At 58.4% G+C, this 23,414-nt stretch carries 19 protein-coding genes; 9 read left to right on the forward strand and 10 right to left on the reverse strand.

Annotated elements, in window-relative coordinates:
• Position 1 precedes the first annotated feature (1 nt).
• Positions 2–607 carry a redoxin domain-containing protein gene (locus VJU77_02455; protein ID HKP02198.1) on the forward strand — a complete coding sequence of 202 codons (606 nt, stop codon included), beginning with the start codon at positions 2–4 and terminating at the stop codon, positions 605–607.
• A gap of 20 nt (positions 608–627) precedes the next feature.
• Here VJU77_02455 and VJU77_02460 read toward each other — a convergent pair whose 3' ends face one another.
• Entirely contained in the window at positions 628–1,413 is a 786-nt protein-coding gene (locus VJU77_02460; protein HKP02199.1) for an SDR family NAD(P)-dependent oxidoreductase, read from the reverse strand.
• The gene (locus tag VJU77_02465; GenBank protein HKP02200.1) at positions 1,410–2,072 is read right to left on the reverse strand and encodes a GDSL-type esterase/lipase family protein; all 663 of its coding nucleotides are present in this window, start codon (positions 2,070–2,072) and stop codon (positions 1,410–1,412) included. The genes VJU77_02460 and VJU77_02465 overlap by 4 nt, the downstream gene beginning before the upstream one ends.
• A 50-nt stretch (positions 2,073–2,122) precedes the next feature.
• Between VJU77_02465 and VJU77_02470 the strand changes: the two genes are divergently transcribed.
• Positions 2,123–2,794 (forward strand): ABC transporter ATP-binding protein, encoded by a 672-nt coding sequence (locus tag VJU77_02470; GenBank protein ID HKP02201.1) that lies wholly within the window; start codon positions 2,123–2,125, stop codon positions 2,792–2,794.
• A 17-nt stretch (positions 2,795–2,811) separates the two neighbouring features.
• Positions 2,812–5,352 (forward strand): FtsX-like permease family protein, encoded by a 2,541-nt coding sequence (locus tag VJU77_02475; protein ID HKP02202.1) that lies wholly within the window; start codon positions 2,812–2,814, stop codon positions 5,350–5,352.
• Positions 5,353–5,361: 9 nt separating this feature from the next.
• Here the strand turns inward: VJU77_02475 and VJU77_02480 are convergent, their stop codons facing one another.
• Entirely contained in the window at positions 5,362–6,060 is a 699-nt protein-coding gene (locus tag VJU77_02480) for a pseudouridine synthase (GenBank protein ID HKP02203.1), read from the reverse strand.
• A 218-nt stretch (positions 6,061–6,278) separates the two neighbouring features.
• On the opposite strand from VJU77_02480, the gene VJU77_02485 reads away from it, so the two are divergent.
• A complete protein-coding gene (locus tag VJU77_02485) occupies positions 6,279–8,828 on the forward strand; it encodes an ATP-binding protein (GenBank protein HKP02204.1) in 2,550 nt (849 codons plus the stop codon).
• An 80-nt stretch (positions 8,829–8,908) separates the two neighbouring features.
• On the forward strand, positions 8,909–9,505 hold the full coding sequence (locus tag VJU77_02490; GenBank protein ID HKP02205.1) for a nucleoside 2-deoxyribosyltransferase: 597 nt from the start codon (positions 8,909–8,911) through the stop codon (positions 9,503–9,505).
• 172 nt (positions 9,506–9,677) lie between these two features.
• On the opposite strand, the gene VJU77_02495 is transcribed toward VJU77_02490, so the two are convergent.
• From VJU77_02495 to waaF, 5 genes are all read right to left on the reverse strand, one after another.
• Complete coding sequence (locus VJU77_02495) at positions 9,678–9,833, reverse strand: small basic protein (GenBank protein ID HKP02206.1); 156 nt, start codon at positions 9,831–9,833, stop codon at positions 9,678–9,680.
• A gap of 59 nt (positions 9,834–9,892) precedes the next feature.
• The gene (gene mtnA / locus VJU77_02500) at positions 9,893–10,981 is read right to left on the reverse strand and encodes an S-methyl-5-thioribose-1-phosphate isomerase (GenBank protein ID HKP02207.1); all 1,089 of its coding nucleotides are present in this window, start codon (positions 10,979–10,981) and stop codon (positions 9,893–9,895) included.
• Between the two features lie 30 nt (positions 10,982–11,011).
• Positions 11,012–12,712 (reverse strand): glycosyltransferase family 39 protein, encoded by a 1,701-nt coding sequence (locus tag VJU77_02505; protein ID HKP02208.1) that lies wholly within the window; start codon positions 12,710–12,712, stop codon positions 11,012–11,014.
• A gap of 9 nt (positions 12,713–12,721) precedes the next feature.
• Complete coding sequence (locus VJU77_02510) at positions 12,722–13,153, reverse strand: thioesterase family protein (protein ID HKP02209.1); 432 nt, start codon at positions 13,151–13,153, stop codon at positions 12,722–12,724.
• A gap of 63 nt (positions 13,154–13,216) precedes the next feature.
• Positions 13,217–15,172, reverse strand: coding sequence for a lipopolysaccharide heptosyltransferase II (waaF, locus tag VJU77_02515; GenBank protein HKP02210.1), 1,956 nt, complete (start codon positions 15,170–15,172; stop codon positions 13,217–13,219).
• A gap of 128 nt (positions 15,173–15,300) precedes the next feature.
• Between waaF and VJU77_02520 the strand changes: the two genes are divergently transcribed.
• The 3 genes from VJU77_02520 (at position 15,301) to VJU77_02530 (ending at position 19,224) form a co-directional block, all read left to right on the forward strand.
• On the forward strand, positions 15,301–17,664 hold the full coding sequence (locus tag VJU77_02520; GenBank protein HKP02211.1) for a glycosyltransferase family 2 protein: 2,364 nt from the start codon (positions 15,301–15,303) through the stop codon (positions 17,662–17,664).
• 16 nt (positions 17,665–17,680) lie between these two features.
• Positions 17,681–18,427, forward strand: a complete 747-nt coding sequence (locus VJU77_02525) for a hypothetical protein (protein ID HKP02212.1) — start codon at positions 17,681–17,683, stop codon at positions 18,425–18,427.
• A gap of 77 nt (positions 18,428–18,504) precedes the next feature.
• Positions 18,505–19,224 (forward strand): methyltransferase domain-containing protein, encoded by a 720-nt coding sequence (locus VJU77_02530; protein ID HKP02213.1) that lies wholly within the window; start codon positions 18,505–18,507, stop codon positions 19,222–19,224.
• A gap of 15 nt (positions 19,225–19,239) precedes the next feature.
• Here the strand turns inward: VJU77_02530 and VJU77_02535 are convergent, their stop codons facing one another.
• Complete coding sequence (locus VJU77_02535; GenBank protein ID HKP02214.1) at positions 19,240–22,548, reverse strand: hypothetical protein; 3,309 nt, start codon at positions 22,546–22,548, stop codon at positions 19,240–19,242.
• 245 nt (positions 22,549–22,793) lie between these two features.
• Here VJU77_02535 and VJU77_02540 point away from each other — a divergent pair, with 245 nt between their 5' ends.
• Positions 22,794–23,003 (forward strand): hypothetical protein, encoded by a 210-nt coding sequence (locus VJU77_02540; GenBank protein HKP02215.1) that lies wholly within the window; start codon positions 22,794–22,796, stop codon positions 23,001–23,003.
• A 5-nt stretch (positions 23,004–23,008) separates the two neighbouring features.
• Here VJU77_02540 and VJU77_02545 read toward each other — a convergent pair.
• Positions 23,009–23,414, reverse strand: a 406-nt coding sequence (locus VJU77_02545) for a hypothetical protein (protein HKP02216.1), incomplete at its 5' end; no start/stop codon positions are given.

The raw sequence follows: 23,414 nt of genomic DNA on the forward strand, positions 1-23,414 counted from the left end.
TATGAAATCAAAACTGCTTGTTAGCCTGCTCTCCTGTGTTGCTTCCACCGCGCTTTTCGCTGCCGAATCTCCGGCGGTCGGAACCACCGCGCCCGATTTTTCGGTGACCGATTCGAAAGGGAAGACGCAATCTGTCTCGCAATACAAGGGGAAGTACGTGGTCTTGGAGTGGTTCAATCCCGAGTGCCCATTCGTGAAGAAGCATTATGGCAGCGGGAACATGCAAAAGTTGCAGGAAGAATTTACCGGCAAGGGCGTCGTCTGGCTGAGCATCGATTCATCGGCTGCTGGCAAAGAAGGACACCTCACCGCTGAGCAGGCGAACCAGAAAATGACGGAATGGAAAACGAAACAAACGGCCCTGCTTCTTGATCCCAACGGTAAAGCTGGCCAGACCTATGGGGCGAAGAACACGCCGCATATGTTCGTCATCAATCCCGAAGGCAAAATCATTTACGAAGGCGCCATCGACAGCAAAGCCTCCGCCAATCCGGCCGACCTCGCGAACTCGACCAATTACGTGAAAGTCGCGCTCGAGGAATCGATGGGCGGCAAGCCTGTGACCACGGCCACCACGAAGCCGTACGGTTGCTCGGTGAAGTACTAGGCATCTACAGAAGAGGCGCGCTAGAGGCGCCGCAGGATCGCCATCGGCGTGAGCCGCACGAGGAGCATCGCGATCTTCATTACGATTCCCGGAATGACGAGCGCTTTGTTGTGCTCGATTCCGGCGAGACTGGCGCGGACGACAGCTTCCACCGGCACGTGCATGAAGGAAGGGCTGGGATACGGCTGCTTCACGATGCTGCGGCGTGCGACGGAGCTGAACTCGGTATCGACGGGGCCGGGACAAAGCGTGCTCACGACAATGCCTTGTTTCCGGACTTCGCCGCGGACGGCCTCGGAGAAACTGGTGACGTACGCTTTGCTGGCAGCGTAAACGGCCATTTTCCGGAGCGAAAGAAATCCGGCGCTCGAGCTGACGTTCAGGATCGCGCCGCGTCTCTTCTCGATCATCGCGGGCAACAGCGCGCGCGTCAGCATCGTGAGCGCGACAATGTTTACTTCGAGCATTTGGCGGAGACGCTCCGGCTCTCCGGTAACGAACGTCCCGCGATCGCCGAGGCCGGCATTGTTAATCAAGAAATCGACCGCGATTTTTTCCTGCGCGAGCCAATCGCATAATGCCGTCACAGCTCTCTCATCCGCGAGATCGACGGCGCGACAGTGGACATTCAGGTTCGGATCCCCTTTCGTCAGCTCGGCGCGCAGTTCCTCCAGCCTCTCCAAGCGTCGAGCCACCAGAACGAGCGACGCGGCACGACCCGCCAATTGCCGGGCGAACTCGCGCCCAATCCCGGCCGACGCTCCGGTAATCAACGCGCAACAGCCAGTCAGGTCGAATCCGCTCATGGCGCGCGCAGGATTGGCTCCAAGGTGCGCCAGACCAGGTCGGCGATGATTCGATGTCCCTCCGGGCTTGGATGAATCAGGTCGCGCTGGTTCAATTCGCGATTGCCGCCAACGCCTTCGAGCAGGAACGGAATGAGCGTAGCCTTATTTTCCTGGGCGAGTTCCCTGTAAACTCGCGAAAACCCATTCGCATAATCGTCGCCCATGTTTGGCGGCATCTGCATTCCGGCAATCACAACTTTCATCTGAGGATTCTTCGTTTTGGCTTTGTCGATGATGGCCTGGAGGTTCGATTTCATCGCTTTCAAATCGAGGCCGCGCAGTCCGTCGTTGCCGCCAAGTTCAAGAAAGAGAACGTCGATCGGCCGTTGGAGCAGCCAATCGATCCGGCGCAAGCCTCCCGCGCTGGTATCGCCGCTCAAACCTGCGTTCTGGATTTCGAACGGCAGCTGGGCGGCGCGGATCTTCTCCGCGACCAGGGCCGGAAACGCTTCCCCTGACTGGACGCCCAACCCGGCCGTAAGGCTGTCGCCCAGAAAAACGATGTTCTTCTTCGAAACCGACGCCGGCGAGGGAGTGGCGGTCTGGCCGAAAAGCGTCGCTGGGAAAAAATAAGCGGCGAGCGCAATTCCCCAAAATGCTGGCATCGTTTTTCTCATGCGCGGCGGATCATGTTCGCGTAAGCAAGACGAACCCAAACCTACCGTCAATGAGCGCCTCTTCCATTCTCGATGTTCAGCACCTGACCAAGACTTACGCGACCGGCGCCGGCCAGCTCACGGTGCTCAGAGATATTTCGTTCGACCTGCCGGCGGGCGGGACCTGCTCGATCCTCGGACCATCGGGCAGCGGGAAGACAACGCTGCTCGGCCTCTGCGCGGGCCTGGATCGGCCGACGTCGGGGTCGGTCCTTTTAAACGGGATCACGCTGGGCGAAGAGGGGGAGGATGAGCGGGCCCGGATTCGCAACGAACATGTCGGCTTCGTCTTCCAAAACTTTCAGCTCATTCCGACGCTAACGGCGCTGGAGAACGTGACCGTGCCGATGGAACTGCGCGGCGACCGGAGCGCGCGGCAACTGGGACTCGACTTGTTAGGCCGGGTCGGGCTCGGCGAACGAGTGGACCATTATCCCGCGCAGCTTTCCGGGGGCGAACAGCAGCGGGTGGCTTTGGCGCGGGCTTTCATCAACCGTCCAAAAATCCTTTTCGCGGACGAGCCGACCGGAAACCTCGACGCCGAGACGAGCAGTTCGGTCATCGAAGTCATGCTGGAGCTAAACCGCAGCGCGGGGACCGCGCTGGTGTTGGTGACCCATGATCCGGAGGTCGCCCGCCTGACCGAGCGGACCATCCGGCTGAAGAACGGGGAGATGGTATGACGTCGTTTCAATAGCTGATGATCAATTCCTTCATTTGGAAAATGGCGTGGCGCGACAGCCGGTCGAGCCGGCGGCGGCTCCTGCTCTTTTCCATCTCGATCACGCTGGGGATCGCGGCCCTGGTGAGCATCGGTTCGTTTCGCCACAGCCTGGCCCGGGCGATTGACGACCAGGCGCGCACGCTGCTGGGAGCGGATCTCGTCGTTCAATCGACGAGAGCGTTTCGACCTGAGGACGAAGCCCTGTTGCACTCGTTAGGCGAAGCGCAGGCGCGCGAAGTCCGGTTCACGACCATGACCAGTTTCCCGAAGAGCAACGGAACCAGACTTGCCAGCGTCCGCGCCCTTGGGGGCGATTTTCCGTTTTATGGCCCCATGGAAACGACGCCCGCGGCGGCCGCCCGCGAATTCCGGGAGGGAGCGCGCGCGGTCCTCGAGGAGAGTCTAATGCTCCAGTTCCACGTCGAACCGGGTGATCCGGTGAAAATCGGCGACTTTGAATTCATCGTTGCGGGTGCGCTTCGGAAAATGCCGGGCGAAGCGACGGCCGCCGGATCCTTCGCGCCGCGGGTTTACATTCCGCTCCAGGAGCTGGAGCAAACCCATTTGCTGAAGCCGGGCAGCCTCGCCCGCTATCGAGCCTATGTGAAGTTTCCGGAAAACACCGACGTCGAAGCGCGAATGGAAATGCTTGGGCCGCAGATCAAACGGCTGGGCATGGATTACGACACGGTCGAGAAGCGGAAGCGCGATCTCGGTAAGTCGCTCGATAACCTGTATCGTTTCCTCAATCTTGTCGGGTTCATTTCGCTCTTGCTCGGCGCCGTCGGCGTGGCCAGCGCGATCCAGGCGCATCTCCAGCAGAAAACCAGGACTGGCGCGATCCTGCGCTGTCTTGGCATGTCCGCGGCCGGCACCGTCACGGTCTATCTAATTCAGACCGCGGCGATGGGGCTTTTTGGCGCCGGCATGGGCGCGGCGCTCGGAGTGGCGATGCAGCGGCTTTTTCCGCGCATTCTCATGTCATTCCTGCCCCTGCCGATCACAACTTCCCTCGCGTGGCAGCCGATCTTTGCCGGCTTTTTCATCGGGTTCGCGGTTTGCATTCTCTTCGCCCTGCCGCCGCTGCTCCGCTTTCGACGATTGTCGCCCCTCCGCGTTTTTCGTGCCGCGGTGGAAGTCGAATCGCCGGGCCGCAGGCGCGACCTCATTCTCTGGGCGATCTACGGCCTGATCGTCGCCGGGATCACCGCGTTTTCGATTTCGCAGGCCGAAACAGTTGTGCGTGGCGTGATTTTCGCCCTGGCCTTGTTTGTGGCCGTCGGCATTTTTGCCGCGGTCGCCAAGCTCCTCATCGTTGGCATTCGCAAATTCTTCCCGCACGGTTGGAGCTTCGTGTTGCGGCAGGGATTGGCGAACCTTTACCGGCCGAACAACCGCACGCTGCTCCTCACCCTTTCGTTAGGGCTCGGTACTTTTCTCCTGCTCAATCTCTATCTCACTCGCGAAGTGTTGCTCTCGCAGTTCACTTCGCTCGGCGCCAATAACCAGCCCAACATCTTTTTCTTCGACATCCAGCCGGACCAAAAAGCGGGCGTGGCCGAGACTGTGCGGGCCGCCGGTCTGCCGGTCATCCAGGAAGCGCCGATCGTCACGATGCGGCTTGCTGAGGTGAAGGGACGGAAAAGCGCCGACATTCTCCTCGATCCGCAGCGGAAAACACCGGAGTGGGAATTGGAACGAGAATACCGGACGACTTATCGCGACCAGCTTACCGAGACCGAGAAGGTCACAGCGGGGAAATGGATTGGGCGGATCGACTATAAACCGGGCGATACGGTGCCGATCTCGGTCGAGGGTGACATTGCGAAAGATCTCGGGATAAAGATCGGCGACGAACTGATCTTCGACGTCCAGGGAGTCCCGATCAAGACGACGCTGGCCAGCACGCGAGAAGTCGATTGGAAACGGTTCCAGACGAATTTCTTTGTCGTGTTTCCAGCTGGCGTTTTGGAAAACGCCCCGACGTTTCATGTTTTGGTGAGCCGGGTGCCTACGCCGGCCGAATCCGCGAAATTGCAAAACGCGGTGGTGGAAAAATTCCCAAATGTTTCCGCGATCGACCTGACTTCCGTGATCCAAACCGTCGATTCGATTTTGAGCAAAGTGGCGCTGGTGATTCGCATCATGTCGCTCTTCACCGTGGGCGCCGGCCTGATCGTATTGGCGAGTACCATCTGGAGCGGGCGCTATCAGCGGCTTCAGGAAAGCATTCTGTTGCGCACGCTCGGGGCGTCGCGGCTGCAAATCTGGAAAATACTCTGCGCCGAATATTTTCTTCTCGGGGTTTTCGCGAGCGCCACGGGAATCGTCCTGGCGGTAGCCGCAAGCTGGGCCCTGGCGAAATTCGTTTTTGAACTCAGTTACTCGCCAACGATCTTGCCGCTTTTTGTAACGGCTGGCTCGGTGAGTTTGCTGACGGTTGCGATCGGGTTAATCGCGAGCCGTGGAGTAGGGAGCGCGCCGCCGCTGGAGATTTTGCGAGCGGAGGCGGAGTAAGCGGAACGGTTATCGTTTGTCCTGAGGCTGGAGCGATTTTAGTTCGCTCCTGCTCAGCGGCCGCCAATGTCCCCGTGGCAAATCCCCCAAACGCAGACGCCCGATCCGGGTGCGGACGAGTTTCTTCACCTCATAGCCAATCTCGTAAAACATCCGGCGAATCTGCCGGTTGATGCCTTGCCGGAGGACAACCTGAAGGCGTGCAGCCTTTACCGAATGGATCTTGTCGATCCGGGCGCGCTGCCCGTCGAGCATCACGCCATCGATCAGTTTCCGCGCGAGAACCGGATCCCAGGGATGATCCAGGGTGACCTCATATTCCTTTTCGATTTTGTAGCGCGGATGGGTCAGGCGTTGCGCCAGGTCGCCATCGTTGGTCAGGACCAGCAGGCCTTCCGTCTGGGCATCGAGCCGGCCGATATTAAAGAGGCGCGGGAATTTCGGCGGCAGGAGATCGAAAATAGTGTCGCGCGCATTGGGATCGGAACGCGTCGAAACAAAACCCGCGGGCTTGTTGAGGATGATGTGGAGCGGGCGTTCTCGGCGGACGAGTTTGCCGCCGACTTTGATGTGGTCTTCCTCCGCGGGTTGCGCGCTGAAATCAGTGCAAACCCGGCCGTTGATCGTGACGCGACCCTCAGCAATCAGCTGGTCGCAATGCCGCCTCGAGCCGACACCGGCGGCGGCAAGAAAACGGTTCAGGCGCATTGCGCACTCAATGAAGCGTCGAAGTCCACAAAAGCGAACCTCAACTTCAAACACCGCTTCGGTTTTCCACACATCTGCCAGAACTATTGCGTCTGGCTGGGCCGAGTGCCGCGCGGAGCAGTTTAGTGACGGCGCGCTCTGTCTGACGCTTACTTATTGCGAGCGATTGCCAACGAGCGGCATTCCATCTTATCGTTGAATTTCTTACCCCTCTACCCATGAGCACAACCACAGAATATGAACAGATGGAACAGGTCCGTATCCTCGATTCTCTTCGCAGCAAAGTACGGAAGCAGGAGAAGGAAGGCTATAAAGGCTTAAGGAAGCGAGTGGTGCGTGGTTCTGAAGAGAACGACGGGTGGATTCGAGATGGAGATCTCATCGAGGTTGCTTTGGTCTTAAGTGCACTTTCCGATTCCAAGAAGGCCTCTGACTCTGATTTCCAGAAACTGTCTGACAAGCTTTCTGCCGATTCCTTAACTCTCACATCGCTCGATCCGGGAAGCTTCTTCGAACATATTGATATCCAGACGGGGAAGCTCGGAGGAACGGATGATCACGTCCCGGTACTCCGAGCAGCTATCATCTTGGAAACGCTCTCGCGATCCTTCCCGAGTGCTTTTTCTAGCGGTGGCTTCGGAAGTTATGCTCGAATCGTATACGAACTTTATAAAGCCTCCGAGCCCGACGAGATGCTCGGAGGAGCTGGTCCCGGGAGTGACGGTGGGGCGCAGACAGCCTTCGTTACGATGCGGTGTATTCGCGCCGTCGTCTCGTTTGCCAACATGTGCCGAGATTTTGCGGAGTTGACGATGGCGGTCGTGGATTTGCAGGAAAAACCGCTCCCGGAGATGCCGCAAGAATGGTGGGACATTCACGCTAACGTGCTCAAAGAGACGGCCGCTATCACTACGAAGCTATATGTCGATCACTGGCAGTTTTTAGAAGACGGGCAGTCCCATGAGGACAAACTAAGAAAAATTTGCAATCTGGCCGAAGAGGCCGCGTCCAAAGCTCGCGCGACAATCGAGTACTATTCCGCTGAGGAAAAAAAGCCAAGTCGGCTAGGGCGGGACAAAGTTCGCGAGAGTTTCGAGAGACTAGAGAAGAGTTTCACGGACATCGCTGAAAAGACAAAACAGATTAGCGATCTCGCGGCTCCATTAAATGCGATTGCGAAAGAGCTGAAGGAAAAGCTACGGCCTACCTCGCGTTACCTGGAATCAATACTGGATCGCGAATTGGCTTCCGCTCTTTCGCAAAGCCGTCGTATCGCCGACGGCGCCGAACTCTTGTTTGCAGTCAACGGTTTGGCCATGCTGGGTAATGTGGAGGATGCTCGAATTGAGCGCGTGCTTCGCGCGGTGTCTGAGCAAGTTACGGACGCCGGTCGCATTCCAAGTCATCGGCCATTCGATGTCTTTGCCAAAGGCTATGTGCTTCATGTAGCCGCAGCCGAATCCATCCGGGCTTTTGCCGAACTAACGGTCCACGCGCCCGAGACTATAACAGCGGAGCTTGTTCAGAAATTGCTGCGCCATTTTGGGACGACATGGCAAGAAAAAGCGGGGGGCTGGCGGCACGAGCGCGACAATGAAAACGGACTGTGCCAGCAATGGTTAACTGTCGTTTCATTGCGCGCCTTGCAAGCGCTGGGACGGGGGCTGGATAAACGAATCAATCAATTGGTTCTGAGCAACCTCAGTGTCCGGCAGCCGGTGGAATTGAAAAACATCGGTTTGCCAGATCTTTTCTATCCAGACTTCGGCCTTGTTGTCTCTGGGCTGCGAAAGAAGAGCATCGCCAATGTCTTGCAGGGGATGCGGGCGCATATCTTGGGAGATACCTCGCAAAACCACAAATATTCCCTGGTGCTCTACGGCCCGCCTGGCACGGGCAAAACGACCATTGCAGAAGCGTTAGCCAAGACGTGCGAAGTGCCGCTGGTGGAAGTGACGCCGAGCGATATCTTGCTGGCTGGGGTCGAGAAGATTGAAACTCGCGCCCGTCTGGTCTTCGACGGGCTCTCCATGCTAACTGATGTGGTGATCCTGTTCGATGAATTCGATTCGATTCTGTGGAGCCGGGAAGCTGAAGAGAAGCCTGAGGGAATACTGCGTTTTCTTACGCCCGGCATGCTGCCAAAACTAAAGAAGCTCTACGAACACGCGAAGAAGCAACGCATCGGTTTCATTCTCTCGACGAATCTAATCGGTGGTTTGGACAAAGCAGCTACCCGTGAAGGACGTTTTGACGTGCGGCTAGGAATTTATCCTCCGGACCTCCTCTCGCGTTATGGGCGGCTAACTCAAGCTTGGGCAACTTGGATGGCGGCGAGTAAAAGCAAGGCCTCCTTTCCAAAAGCAGCAGTGACGGAAGTTGTGCAGCGAACGGCTGGGGCGCCGATGGCTCGTTTAGGCAAACCGAGCTGGTTCACGGCCCCGAATGGAACGCCGGACGATGACTCGCCCTTTAGCTTATTGCTTGGCAAATCAGCCGACGTGGATTGGCCCGTGCCTGAGAAGAAAATTCCAGAAAAACCGGAAGAGGATTACGGAAAAGAGCCGTTGAAGAAGTTGAATCCAGAAGTTCTGAGCGAGTGGAAGGAATGGTATTTTATTGGTAGCCGTGACCGCAAATTCGAGTTGGAAAACGGGGAGATACCAAGCTGCGTGGTCCCGCCATGCCTGTCTGAGAGCGAATTTGAGACTGCACCCTGGGAATCTTGGAAGGCATCTTGCGATGCCCACGCTCAGCCTCCAATTTGAGCATCTGCCGCCACGAGTCAGATGTTCGCATCGTCCGGAATTCACCCATAGATTGCGACCAACGCGAAATGTCGAGCACCATGCCTAAAATCTACCTGGCCGGACCGGAAGTTTTCCTTCCTCAGGCAGGCGTGATCGGCGAAGCCAAAAAGGCGATTTGTAAACAGTACGGAGGCGAAGGGGTTTTCCCAATCGATACTGAGCTCGATCTTCGTAATTGCAGTCCGGCAGAAGCAGGTTTCCGCATTAGCGCTTACAATGAAGACCTAATTCGACGCTGCGATCTGTTGATTGCTAACATGACGCCGTTCCGGGGCATCAGTGCGGATATCGGCACGGTTTACGAAATGGGCTTTGCTGCGGGTCTTGGGAAACCTGTGTTCGCGTACACGAATGTAGCGGAGAACTACGCTTCCAGGACGCTAAGGGATCTGGGGCTCCCGCGTGCGAGAGATCACCGGGGTCGTTTGTGCGATCGCTCTGGCATGTTCATCGAAGACTGGGGGCTGATGGACAATCTGATGCTCGAAGGAGGTGTTCGTTCTCACGGAGGAGAACTTATTGTGGGAGCCGTCCCAAAGGATGAACTCTATACAAATCTCAAAAATTTTCAGCGGTGTGTGGAGCGAGCGATGGCTTCGATCGGAAGCCAAGAATCGGGTCGGCCGTCACCGTAACGGTGACCAGCTGAGACTAATTCATCGTGACCGGCGCGAACCGACACCGGCGGCGGCGAGGAAACGGTTCAGGCGCACGGGGATTCAAGTGAATGGTGACTGGTGATTGGTGAATGGAAGACAGTGTTGCCGTCTACCAATCGCTATTCACTTATCACCATTCACCAGCCTGCTAGGCGTCCGGCTTCGTCTTCGGAAGGCCGATGACTTTCGTGCCTTCCTTGAACTGGCCGCGCTTCTTCAGAAGCTCAACGCGCTCAAAGCGTTTCAAGACGTTCCGCTTTGCCGTAATGGTGCTGGCTCCTTTTAGACTGCGATGTTGCGACATAAATACTCCTGTTCTCCCGGGGTTGGGGAGCGCGCACCTTACAATGGTGCGCGGGTTTTTCAAGCCCGGCGGTGCTCAGGGAAAAGCTCGAGGATACTTTGCTCGTTCGCCTCGCAAATCCCGCGCTCCGTGATAAGGCCCGTAATTAGCTCGCGCGGAGTCACATCGAACCCGTAATTCGCGGCTGGGCTGCTCTCCGGGGCGACCCGGACTTCGACATGAGCGCCGCCGTGCAACCCGTCAGCATGGCTCACTTCCTCGGAACCGCGTTCCTCGATCGGAATTTCGTTTACCCCATCGCGAATACTCCAATCGAAGGAGGAGGAGGGGAGCGCGACGTAAAACGGCACGCCGTTATCTTTTGCGGCCAGGGCCTTCAAATAGGTGCCGATTTTGTTCGCCACGTCGCCGGTGTAAGTCGTTCGATCGGTCCCGACGATCACCGCGTCCACCTTGCCCCGCTGCATCAAATGGCCGCCCGCGTTATCGGCGATAATGGTGTGCGGGACGCCGTGTTCGCCGAGCTCCCACGCGGTGAGCTTCGATCCCTGGCTGCGCGGACGCGTTTCGTCCACCCAAACGTGAATCGGAATGCCGGCGTCGTGCGCCGCGTAGAGCGGGGAAGTGGCCGAGCCAAAATCGACAAACGCGAGCCAGCCGGCGTTGCAATGGGTGAGGACGTTGACCGGACCGCCGCCTTTTTTTTTGCTCAGATCCCGAATCAACTGGAAACCATGTTCGCCAATCCGCCGGCAATATTCGGCATCTTCGTCGGCGATTTGCTGCGCAGCGCGAAACGCAACCGCCCGCTTTTCCTCCGGCGAGTCCGCGGCGGCGATTGCTTTCAATTGCCGGTCCACAGCCCAGGCCAGATTTACCGCGGTCGGTCGCGTCGCCTTCAACTGCTCCGCGGCTGCCATGAGGTCGGACTCGAACGTCGCCAGATACATTCCGTAGCCCGCCGCCGCGCCGATCAATCCCGCGCCGCGCACGTGCATTTCGCGAATCGCTGCCGCCATCTCCGCGACTGTGCGAACGTCCTCGATCACGAACCGGTGCGGCAACGCGCGTTGGTCGATCAGTTGGATCACACGCTCGTCCCCCGGTTTTGGCCAAATGGTGCGGTAGTGGCGTCCCTTGACGTTCATCGAAGTAAGAATGCGTTGAAGGTCGCGAGGCTACAACTGGTTGCTCAGGACCACCCGTCGTCCGCAGGCGGTGACCTGATGGTAAATATGAACGCGGTCAGTGATCAATTGCCGCCAATAGGAGACCCGCTGTTCTTCGATGATCAAATAGATCGGGTCCGCCCGGTTCCAGGCTTCGAGAACAAAATGTTCGTCGAGATATTGGTTCTGGAAATCACCGTTCTGCTCGAAGGCATCGGGCGATTGGTTCACGAAAAAGAACTTCTTGTTTAGGTAGAAGCTCAGGCTGTTTCCATCCCGCAACTTTCCTTCAAAGAGAACCTGGCCGCGGCTTCCCAGTCGCGGGTTCAGGAATTGAGCAGCTTCGGCGAGGGACAAATAGGGAGCGACTCGCGAAGCGCCTTCGGTTAGTCCGAATCCGATCGGCACCATGGCGCCCAGGAGCAGACATAATGCAATTTCGGCGCGATTTTTTGCGGCAAAATAGAGCGCGGGCAGAGTGAAAACGAGCAATGACGCCATCATGAGCGGCGGCAGCAACGGAAGAGTGATCGAATCGGGAAGATTGGGCGCGATCAGCGGAGCGAGCTTTGCTGGAGCGAAGAAAGCCATGCCGGCAATCGCGACACCGGCCGCCAGAACAAATGCGATACCCACCAGACGGAGCGAACGAGCCATTCGTTCCCAGGCGCAGGCCGCGAAGAGGGCAAACGCCGGCCAGGCGCTCATCGAGGAGGTGGCCTGACGTTCGCCGGCGAAAAGCAGCCAGAGAATGACGATGGCCGCCCAACAAAGCGGCAGCGCATCGGCAAACGTGAATTCACTGCGACGAATTATTTTGCGCAGGGCGAAAATCAACCCGGGAAGAATGAGAAGGAGAGTCGGGAACCACCAGCCGAAGTGGAGCGCGAGAAACTGCCAGAGCGGCAGAGCGGGTTCCCTCCGGCCGCTCAGGAAATGGGATAGGAAGCCCGGAAAATGCCGTTGCGCCCAGATGAACCAGGGGGTCACGAAGGCCGCGAAAAGAAGCAGGTAACGCCAATCCAACAGAAGCGCAAAACGGAGCCGCGCTTCCCGGAAGAAGATCGCCAGGAGGACAAAAAGCCCGGCGAGACACAGGATGACCCCCGGACCTTTGGCCAGAAAGGCCAGGCCAGCGCACAACCAAAAACCGGCAAACCACGCGGGACGGAGCTTGCGTTGCTGGTAACCGCAAACGGCGCAATAAACGGCGCCCGTGAACAACAAGGTGAAGACGGAATCGAACGTGACCATTCGTCCGAGCGCGAAGACTCCTCCGGAACAGAGAAGAATGAGCCCGGCGGCAAAACCACGCCAATACCCGGCCAGCCGTTCGCCGATGAGAAAGGTGAGCGCGATTGCGCCAATCGTAGCCAGCGCGATTGGCACCCGGGCCGCAGCCGCGCTCACGCCAAAGATTTCAAACGAGAGCGCGATCGACCAATAGACCAGCGGGGGTACCTGCAACTGCGGAACACCGTTGTTGGTGGGGAGAAGCCAATGCCCGGTTTCCAGCATCTCTTTCGCGCCGGACGCGAGCTGACCTTCGACGCCATCGAACAGATCGCCCCGCGCCGCCGTTCCGATGTGGAGGAGGGCGGCGAGCGTGAGGAGGAGGACCAGCAGAGCGTGACGCGTCGGCGGCGGATTGAGGACTTGCGGCTCGAGGAAGGTGTCTTCGAGCGAGAGACTGCGCGCGCCGGCGACCATGGGAATTTGTTAGGTTGGCGCCGAATCCGGAAGGCGGTATCGATCCCAGTCGTCCGGCACCCGGAGCAACTTCGCTTCGGGCATCTGAATGATCGCGAGCATCTGGCGGCAATCCGCAATCAGGGTGTCGTCGACGGGTCGCACAATCCTGAATGCGCACCAGAACCGCACTCGTTCGAGACGATCAAGCCAGCCTTCCACCACGAGCTTGTCCCCCAGTTTCGCCGCGCGTCGGTAATCGATTTCCGTCCGGACAACCACCGGATATTTTTGGTTCTCCGCCATGGTGGCGAGGCCGAGGCCAAGTTCCCCGGCGAGAAGCGTGCGGGCCACCTCGATGAACCGCAGATAGGCGATGTTATGGACGACCGCCGCACAATCGGTATCGAAAAACATCACCTGATGCTCGGTGCGAATCCGAGGCGCGCTTTCGTTCAACATTCGAAAGCATCATTTCCGAACCGTTGGTGAAAGCAACGGAATTGTCGGGTGGACGCCGCCGAGTCAGTTCCCGAATTGACGCGTCGCCGGATGATCACGGCGCAAAGTCGCCTCCCACTTGTCGAGGAACTCGGAAACCGATCCGGCGACTTCCTCTACGGTGATTGCCTTCATGCATCGGAAATCGATCGGGCATTCGCGGAGAAAGCAGGGACTGCATTCCACTTGATGGCGAATAATGCGATGCCCGGTTCCGAGCGGACCGGTCAGACGGGGCTCCGTCGAGCCGAAGAGGGCCACGACCGGAACACCCAAAATCGTGGCGAGATGCATTGTCCCGGTGTCGTTGGTGAGGAGCAGGGCGCACTCGCTTAATTCGGCAATGAGTTCTTCCAGCGTCGTTTTGCCAATTCGGTTGATGCAGCTGCCGCCGAGCGTCGCCGCGATCGCGGCGCCGGTTTCCTCATCGTTGGCCGTTCCGAAAAGGATCCATTGGACCGGCCGCTGACTGGCAATCGTTTGAGCGGCCTCAGCGAAACGCTCCGGAAGCCAGCGCTTGGCCGGACCGTATTCGGCCCCCGGGCACAACCCAACTTTCACACTGGCGCCATTCGTTTTCCCGCGTGGCAAAAAGTGCCCCTTCGGCGGCGGCTCGGATGGTCCGCCGAGCTCGCGCGCGATTTGGAGGTAGCGGTAGACCTGGTGTTCGATGGGGCCGAGCCGCGGAGACTCCGGGACGATCTGGTTCAGCAGCCAGCGGCGATGATGTCCGCGGTAGCCGAGCCGGCGGGGCACCCCGGCGAGCCAGACTTCCAGGGCAGTCCGCAATGAATTTGGAAAGAGGACGGCGACATCGAACCGCGGCCGCTGGCGCAACGCTCGCACCGCCTTGGTCAGCGAACCGCTCGCCAGGCCGATGATTTCGTCGACCTCGGGCACGAGTTTCCAAACCGCGACGAGCTTTTCCGGGACCGCGATCGTGATGTGGGCATCCGGTCGTCCCGCCTTGATTGCGCGCACGGCCGGTATGCTGATGACATTGTCGCCGAGCCAGTTTGAGCCCCGGATCAGGATCCGAAACGGCTTCAACTCATCTGAGGGCATCGCAGGGGGAAGGTAAACGCCGCGCCGGTAATGCGTCAGGAGAAAATTCGGCCGCGGTGTCTTCCAACGGTTGTGCACCCAGAACCAATCCTCCGGGGCCGGCCGGATCTGTTGCTCGAGAACTTTGTTGCCTGCGAGAGTGATGGCGTTCACCGAGTCACCCGGGGAATCGATCCGCTCCGTAAAGACCATCCGCCAGCGGGCCGGTCCAACGGTGTGAACGGCGGCGGCCAGGACGGCGGCCCCGGTGCGTTTGGCCAACAGGGCGGAGAGTGGCGACGTCGACGCGAGCCGGCCAAAGAATGGCGTCCAAACTCCATGGTCGCCGGCATGTTGGTCCCCTAAAATTCCGATGACCCCGCCCGAGCGAAGTAATTCAATCGGGCCATGGAATCCTTCGCTGCGATCGAACATTTCAACGCCGGTGCGTCCTCGCTTTCGGCGCACGTCCTCGTCGACGTAGCGGTTCCCGAGCTTTTGATAAACGGTCGCGAGCCGGACGTAATCAACGCACCGGGGGAAAAGCTGCGCGAACAGTTCCCAGTTTCCGATATGGCTGAGGAGCACCACCACGGGCCGGCCGTTCCGGAGCTCCCGATGAACAGCCTCCAAATTTTCCGTCTCGAGATGCTTCGAGATTTTTTCCGGCGCCATCAAACCCATTTTCCCGCTGGAGAACAGATTGGCGCCGAGCCTCTGGAAATGGCGGCGGGCGATGCGTCGCAATTCCGGCGTCGATTTTTCCCCGGAATAGGCAATCTCCAGGTTACGCTGCGCCAGCCGGCGATAATGGGGGAGGAGCAGCCAGCCCAAAAAGCCCATCAATTGGCCGAACCAGAAAAGAAACCGCAACGGCAGGACGCGGACGAAGGTGGTTCCCGTCCGGTAGAGGAGATAAATGCTGAAATCGAGCATGCGGAACCAGCGAGCCGAAGCTGGTGAATTTGGGCCGAAGCGTAAATTTGCCAGCGGGATGCTTCAATCAATATAATGTGCCTGTGTTGCCGTCGTCTTCTCATCCCATTCCGTCGGGTTTTGCGCAGGTGGTTGCGCGAAAATTCGGCCGCGGCCCGTTCCTCGTGATTGGCGCCGAGCGCGAGGAGCTCGAGCGCCATTTTGAAAGCGCGAAGATTGGCGCAACGGTCCTCGCTTCGGTCGCCGAATTGCCGTCTCTGCGGTCGCAAAATGGAAGCTGGCCCGGGGTCGATCTGGCTATTTGGTTTTATCCACCAGAAGCCGGAGAAGATGAGGTTGCGGTGCAAGCGCTGCCGAGCTGCGCGCGGGAGATCCTTCTCCTCCCGGGAGCTGGAACGCAGCCCGCCAAGCGCCGGCCACTACTGGTCGATTCATTCGCCCGCGCAGGGATGCTGCCCGACTACGAGTGCGATCTCAGTGATTTCGATCCGGCTGGGCTTCGGCTGGTGCGGAAGGATCCGGAATCAGCGGACGTCCTCGTGCCGGCGGTGGAATCTGCTTTTGCGCGGCTCGACCGGCACGTCCGGGGATTGGAGCGCAGCCTGCGAACCCGAATGTCGGAGCTCGACGCCGCCGAACGCCACATTTCGCGGCTCGAGGAGAAACTGCTGAAGCTGAAGGAAGCGAAACGGCAACTAAAACAACTCAAGGAAGAAAAGCAGGCGCTCCGCAAATCCCCCGAACGCAAGGTCGGCCAGGTCTTGCTCGCTCCTTATTTGCTGCCCCAGCGCCTGGTGCGGGGAATCCGAAAGCGATTGCCGAACGCGAAAAAATCCCCGGGACTTGCGAGTGAATATCAGGCCTGGTTTGAAGCCCACCGCGCGAAAGAATCGGAGTTCGATCGCTTGCGCAAAGAAAGCCGGGCTTTTGGATATCAACCGTGCATCAGCATTGTCACCCCGGTTTTTAATACGCCGATAAAATGGCTCGAGGAGTGCGTCGAGTCTGTCCTCGGGCAAATCTACGAAAAGTGGGAGCTCATTCTGGTCGACGATAGTTCGACCGATCCGGAGCTTCTGAAGTTCCTGCCCGAACTCGCCGCGCGCGATCCCCGCATTGTTCTGGGAAAAGAGGCGGAGCGCGGCATTTCCGCTGCCTCAAATCGCGGAATCCAGCTCGCGCAGGGGGAATGGATTGGCTTTCTCGACCACGACGACGTGCTCGAACCCGATGCGCTCTCCGAACACGTCAGGTGGCTCCAGACGCATCGCGATGCGGATCTAGTTTACTCGGACGAAGACAAGCTGACCGAGCAGGGTCTCGACGCGCCGATCTTCAAGCCCGATTGGTCGCCCGATTATTTTCTTTCCTGCAATTACATCTGCCATTTCACGATCATCCGGCGCGACGTTCTCGAGGCGGTCGGAGGGTTTCGCTCGGAATTCGACGGCGCGCAGGACTACGATCTTTTTCTCCGGATCAGCGAAAAGACGACCCGAATCGACCACATTCCGCGGGTGCTTTATCACTGGCGGCGCAGTCCTGGTTCCACGGCGGACAATATTCGGCGCAAGCCGGGTTCGCTCGAGACCGGCCGTCTCGCGCTGGAGGCGCATCTCGAGCGGGTTGGGGAATCGGGGCACGTGACCGTGGACTGGCGCACCCATGCCTACTGGATCAAGCGTGAGTTCGCCGAAGCGAAAAAGATCTCGATCATCATCCCGGTGCGCGACCGGGTCGATCTCCTGGCGCGGTGTCTCGATAGCCTGACGCGGGAGACAAGTTATGCGCCTTACGAGATCGTGATCGTGGACAACGACAGCAAATCGGAGGAAACGCGCGCCTATTTAGGCGGCCTCAAGCACCGGGTGCTGCATTACAGCGGCCCCTTCAATTACTCCGCGATCAATAATTTTGCGGTCGAACAAACCGACAGCCCCTGGCTCCTTTTCCTGAATAACGACACCGAAGTGATCGACAGCGAGTGGCTCACAATCATGGCGGAACATATCCAGCGCCCGGAGGTTGGCGCCGTGGGTCCGCGGCTTCTTTATCCGGATGACAGCGTGCAGCATGCAGGAGTCGTGGTGGGCGTGGGCGGAATCGCCGAGCACGCTTTTCGCGGTTTCCCGGCGGAAGCACCCGGCGTCTGCCGGCAACTCCAGGTGACACGAAACTACAGCGCGGTGACCGGCGCCTGCCTGTTAACGCGGCGGGAAGTGTTTAACAAGGTCCGCGGATTTGATGAGGCACATCTCCCCGTTACCTTCAGCGATGTTGACCTTTGCCTGAAAATAAGGCGGGCCGGTTACCTCATCGTTTACACTCCGTTCGCCAAGTTGTATCACCATGAATCGCAGTCCCGCCGCCCCGCCGTGGAGCCGCTCGAAACGGAAGTCATGCGGGAACGCTGGCGGGCGCTTCTGGAGGACGATCCGTATTACAATCCAAATCTTTCTCGCGAACGGGCCGATTTCTCGTTAGGCAAATAATCGGGTAGGATTTCTCATGGCGAAACGGGACAAACAACTGTGGCAGGGATTGAGCGGCGGTGCGCAAAAGGCGCTCGTTACCCGTGATTACGCGGCGGGAACCTTCGCCCAACAGGTGGCCGGAACGGGAGTTGAAGCCGGACTCCTGACTTCGGCTGACCGGTCGGCTGCGGAAAACCGGGAAATCTGGATTCCCGGGGTCGAGATTTTCCCAAGGAAAATTCATCATCAGCGGCATCGGGGCTTGTTTGGCGAATTCGTTCGGCGCGAGGAGGGAGTCCTGGCGCGAATCGGCCTTTGGCCAGACCAATGGGCGACGGCCCGGATGTTCGGGCAGACGGCCAAGGGGTTTCATGTTCATCCGCCCAGCATTCCCAGGGGAAAAAAACCGGCCGACTGGATGCGTCGCCTTTTTGTGGACGAGCCGGAGAATTATTCTCTCCGCCGCTATCAGGAGGAGCAATGGGACGTAATGTTTTTTGTGCAGGGTGTGGCTGAAATGATCCTGCGAGATGTTCGGGCGGGACTTCCCTCGCGCACGATGCGTTTTTTTATCGATGGTGACAATCATCCCGGCGCGAACAACGTAGGCATCGTCGTGCCGCCGGGAGTCGCGCATGCGATTCGAGGGGAGGGGGCGGAGGATCTCATCATGGTTTATGGGACGAGCACCTCTTTCCGGCCGGAATTCGAAGGACGGATTGCAAGCGATGTGGAAACCGCCGGTTTGCCTGAATCGTGGGAACGTTTCCTGAACCTGTAGCGGCGGTCTATGACCGCCGTTTTTGCCCTCTCCACCCAAATCTCTCCGACGGTCAGAGACCGCCGCTACAAGATTGAATGAAGCGAAGCTTCAACCCGGCCGAACCGGAATTGATGGATCGCCCCCAGCCGGTCACGCCGGAGTTGGCCAGCGACCTGCGGAATCTGCGCCAGCTCAATCGCTACTTCGGCAGCTATGCGTTGATCGAGCATTTCCTTGAGCGCTGGATTTTGCCCGGCTCCCGGATGCGTGTCCTCGATCTCGCCACCGGTTCCGGCGACATCCCCCGCCTCGTGGTCGACCACGCCCGAAAAGCCGGCGCGACGATCACTGTGGAAGCGGTCGATCAGCAGGCTTCGACCATTGAGATCGCCCGCGGCTTAAGCGGAGATTATCCCGAAATCACATTCCTGGAAGGCGACGCTCTTTCTTTTGGGGAAGGGGATTCACCCTATGACCTGGTGCTCTGCTCCCTGGCCCTTCACCATTTCGACGAAAGTAGCGCGGTCCGAGTCCTCGCCCGCTGCCGGCAGCTCTCGAGCAAGTATGTCCTGGTCTCGGATTTGCGGCGCGGTCTTCTCGCCACCGTTGGTGTTTACCTTGTCACTGCGCTAATTTTCCGCGACCCGATGACTCGCGCCGACGGACGGACCTCCGCCGCGCGAGCCTTTTCCTTCCGCGAACTCCGCACGTTGGCCGAACGTGCCGGTTGGAAGGATTTCGGCCACGCCAAATTCGCCTTCGCCCGCCAGGCCATCTGGCTGGAGCCGAATTCCCAAGGTGACGTTCGCGGTTAGCGGTTGCGCGTCGCCTTATTGGACAAAATATACCTGGACCACTCCAATGCCGGCGGCGTTGCCCTTGCCCCGGACCTGGGCGGTGTATTGGCCGGGTTGAATAGTCGCCACCAGCGCTGCTTCCAGATCGTGGGAGGGTTGGAGTCCGAGATTGATGAGTTCCTGCTCCTGGCTGCTTCTCCAGTCGTCATTCTCCAGAACGAGGGCGCCTTGTTGATCGCGCAATTGCAGCGTGGTGTCGGTCAGAGCGTTAGGAATTCCGAAGTCCAGGAGCGACGGCCCAAGTGCGCGCACCACGGCTTGGATCGGTCCGTTTTGCACGATGAACCCGGCGATCATGAGCCCATCGCCTGGCTGGACCAGACCTCGTGTGGCGATGTTGGCTAGCCGCGCTGGGGAAGCGGAGGAAAGATCGAACGCATCGACGACACCGGTGCCGACGGTGTTTCCCGCGCCCCGCACAACCGCCGTGTAACTGCCCGGCTCGAGATTGGCGATGATCGCGGATTCAAGATCGTCAGTTGGTGCGAGACCACTGCCGTTGATTTCGGTAAATTGATTGCCGGTGATGAGTCCGCCGATCTGGGTTGTCTTCCAGTCGTTATTTGTTGCTACGGTCGTCCCGCTCGCGTCATGAATTTCCAAGGTAGGGTTTGCCAGTGCGTCCGGAACTCCGAATTGCGCGAGCGAAGGTCCAATGGCGCGCACCAAGAGTTTTTTCGATGAGCCAGCCGGCCCTTGGACAATGAAGCCCTCGATTAAGACGTTGTCGTCAGTTCCAACCAGGAGCCGGGTGGAGATGTTTGCCACCATTGGAGTGAAGTCGCCAACCAGGCGGATGAACGAAGGGGAGAGGGTTTCGTTAGGAAAAGTGTAGGGGCCGCTGAGTAAGAACGAGCCATCTGGTTGAGGCGCGAGAGCGCCGGGCACGCGTGAATACTTATCGCGTCGGGCAGGGGCTACGAACGAAGGGTCGACAGAGCCATCGGGGTTCAAACTGGCAATACCCGGAGCCGCCACGCCGTCGAATGCTTCAAATGTGCCCGAAACGAGAAACTTTCCGTCGGGCTGCAACTCAATGTTCTCGACGCGAGGAAAGAATGCGGAGGTTTCGGGGGTTTGCGTCCATTGGGCGCCGCCGCCCGAATTAAAGGTGCCATCGACCGTGCCATCCGAGTTCAAACGAACTACTCCTCGCGCCGAGGTCCCATTGTAAGCCGTGAACTGGCCGGCTAACACGATCCGTCCGTCGGGCTGAACGTGGGCATCGAGCAGCGGCAAACTGGCCATGAATACTCCCTTCGGTGGCTGGATGGTCTGATTTCTGAGCGGATCGTAGACAACGGGAAAGTTCAGGCTCAGATCGAACGGGTTGATTGTGGTCGCCGCAAAGCTGCCGTCGATTGACCCATCGGCGTTTAGACGCACCACGTGGAAGGATTCGTCCTCGCCAAGATATTCGAATAAAATTCTTCCATCCGATTGCACCGCCAGGACTCGAGTACCTGCGTAAATCGCATCCAATTGGCCATCCAAGAGACGAATGACCTGGGATGAGGAGATCGATTCGGCGAGGTGAAAGGTGCCATCAAAATGTCCATTGGCCTGAAGGCGCGCGAGAATGGAGTACAACGTCGTCTGGGGATCGGATGCGCACGAAACAAATACTTTTCCCTGGGGCAAGGCGATTGCGCTCTGGAAGGCAGTTGATTCGGCCGAATAGGTAGTGTCTTCGATTCCGGTGGGCAGCACTTTCCCGTATGTGAAGCTAAAATTTGCATTGAATCCGAAAACCAAAAAACTGCCATCAGTTAAACGCTCGAACCCGAGGGCGCTGAATCCTCCGGATAGAAAACTATTCTGGTTTGGGCTCGAAAGCGTAAAATTCGGATCGAGTGAGCCGTCGGCAAGCAGCCGTCCGACATTATAAGGGATAGGCGGATCGATTAGGCTCGCGAAGCCGATAAGAGTGGAACCATCATCCAAGCGCCCAAAGCTGCTTGGGGCCGTCTCCTTCCCGGTTTTGTGAGTCGTAGTCAGGCTGGAATCGAGCGTGCCATCGGGATTAAGTCTAGCGACGCCGAGATGCGAATCGGTAGAGGCACCAACCGGATCTACGTCGTTGAAAATGCCTCCCAGCAGCATGTCGCCATCGGGCAGGGGACTTAAGGTAACCGGGGTTCCAGGATCTCCGGTCGGGGTGAATGTTGTGTTCACTGTGGTGGGCAGATGGAAAGTGCTATCTCCTGTGCCGTCAGGGTTGTAGCGCAAGACAGTGCTACTGGCGACGATGACCAACTTTCCATCCGGTTGGGCAATGAGATCCCTTCCGATGAGGGAGTCCGACGTGGTTGAGAAGGCAAAGGTCGAGTCCACGGTGCCGTTTGCGTTGAGTCGAAGGATGGGTGCACGGGGTCCCGACGTTCCAAGGCGAAATTGCCCTGACATCACGATTTTGCCGTCACTCTGAACAAGGAGAGCGCGAATTCTGCTGGTGCTACTGCCCCGGCTGAAACCACTCGGCTGAAAAGTTGAGTCTATCGAACCGTTGGCCTCGAGGCGGGCGACTCCCCGGTTCGATAGTCCATTCACGTTGTTAAAGCTTCCTCCAATTAGAATTTTGTTATCTGGCTGAAGCGCCAGCGAATAAATATCTCCACCGGTGACCGTCGCCGGGACGAAACTTGGATCCACGGTCCCATCCGGCAGCAGCCGGGCTACGTCCGTCCGGGCTATTCCCGCGATGGTTGTGAAGTAACCAATGACCAGGATCTTCGCATCCGGTTGGACGTAAATATTCCAGGCGAACGTGCTAGTGTTCGATCCTCCGACATTCGCTGGATTGAAAGTCGGGTCGATCGAGCCGTCATTGTTTAACCGGAGGATATATTCAACATCCTTCCCCGGCGCGGCGTAGACGTAGCGCGTCGCTGAAATGTAAATCTTGCCACCTCCCGCCGATGCCGCAGCCCGAACCAGCTTATAGCTGCGGTCAAAATTGAACGTCGTATCCAGGGTTCCGTCTGGCAAAAATCTTGTGACGGCAGCAGTTCGCCGATCCGTCAGGGTATCCGGATCGAAATAGAGAAGGTATTTCCCGTCAGGCAGCAGGAGCGCTCGTTCCGGCAGTTGGATGCTGGCAAAAGAGGGCGCACGAAAGTTTGGGTCCGGCGTCAGATCTCCGGCCTTCGCGACGGAGCAAATCGTGAGTCCGCTCAATAACGACGCGCAGAGCCAAAGGGTCTTCCACGGATTGAAGAGAGATCTCGAAGGTTTCGAAAGCTGGTTGCGCAAGAAGGTTGGAACGGTTGTCCTATTTTTCATAACAAGAAGAGAAGCGACCACAGGCAGAATGATTGATGTCTCCAATGAGTATTAGTTTGGGAAACGGAACGTGGGGTCGCCGGGGCGGTCGAGCGTCGAGGCTGCAGATTGGGAAGTGACATGTCAACGCTTTCTACGCTTTGAAATTAAATTTAGATTTCAACTAACTCAGATCGCCAAGCATCACTTCGACGAGAATAACGCCGTGCCAGGGCTCGCCCGATGCCGGCAGCTCTCGAGCCGATATGTCCTGGTCTCCGATCTTTTATCTTCTCACGGCTCTTATTTTCCGTGATCCGATGACGCGCGCCGACGGTCGTACCTCCGCCGCCCAAGCGTTCTCCTTCCGCGAACTCCGAACCCTGGCGGAAACATGCCGGGTGGAGGAATTTCGGGCCCGCGAAGTTTGCTTTTGCGCGCCAGGCGATCTGGTCGAGCCGCGGGGGCAGGCCTGATCCCGCTATTGGGGGAAGTAAACCTCCACGACGCCAACGCCGCTCGTGTTGCCTTTGCCGCGGACCTGAGCGGTGTATGGCCCGGGCTGAAGTGTCGCAACTAGCGCCGCCTCCAAATCGTTCGTGGGCTGGAGGCCAAGGTTCTGAAGTTCCTGTGGCTGACCCGTTCTCCAATCGTCATTCTCGAGAACGAGGGCGCCTTGCTCGTCGCGCAATTGCAGCGTGGTGTCGGTCAGAGCGTTAGGAATTCCGAAGTCCAGGAGCGACGGTCCAAGTGCGCGCACCACCGCTTGAATCGGTCCGTTTTGCACGATGAACCCGGCGATCATGAGCCCGTCGCCCGGTTGGACCAGACCGCGGGTGGCGATATTGGCCAGGCGCGCTGGGGAAGCGGAGGAAAGATCGAACGCA

It is taken from the genome of Chthoniobacterales bacterium, from assembly GCA_035274845.1.
Lineage (GTDB): Bacteria > Verrucomicrobiota > Verrucomicrobiia > Chthoniobacterales > UBA10450 > AV80.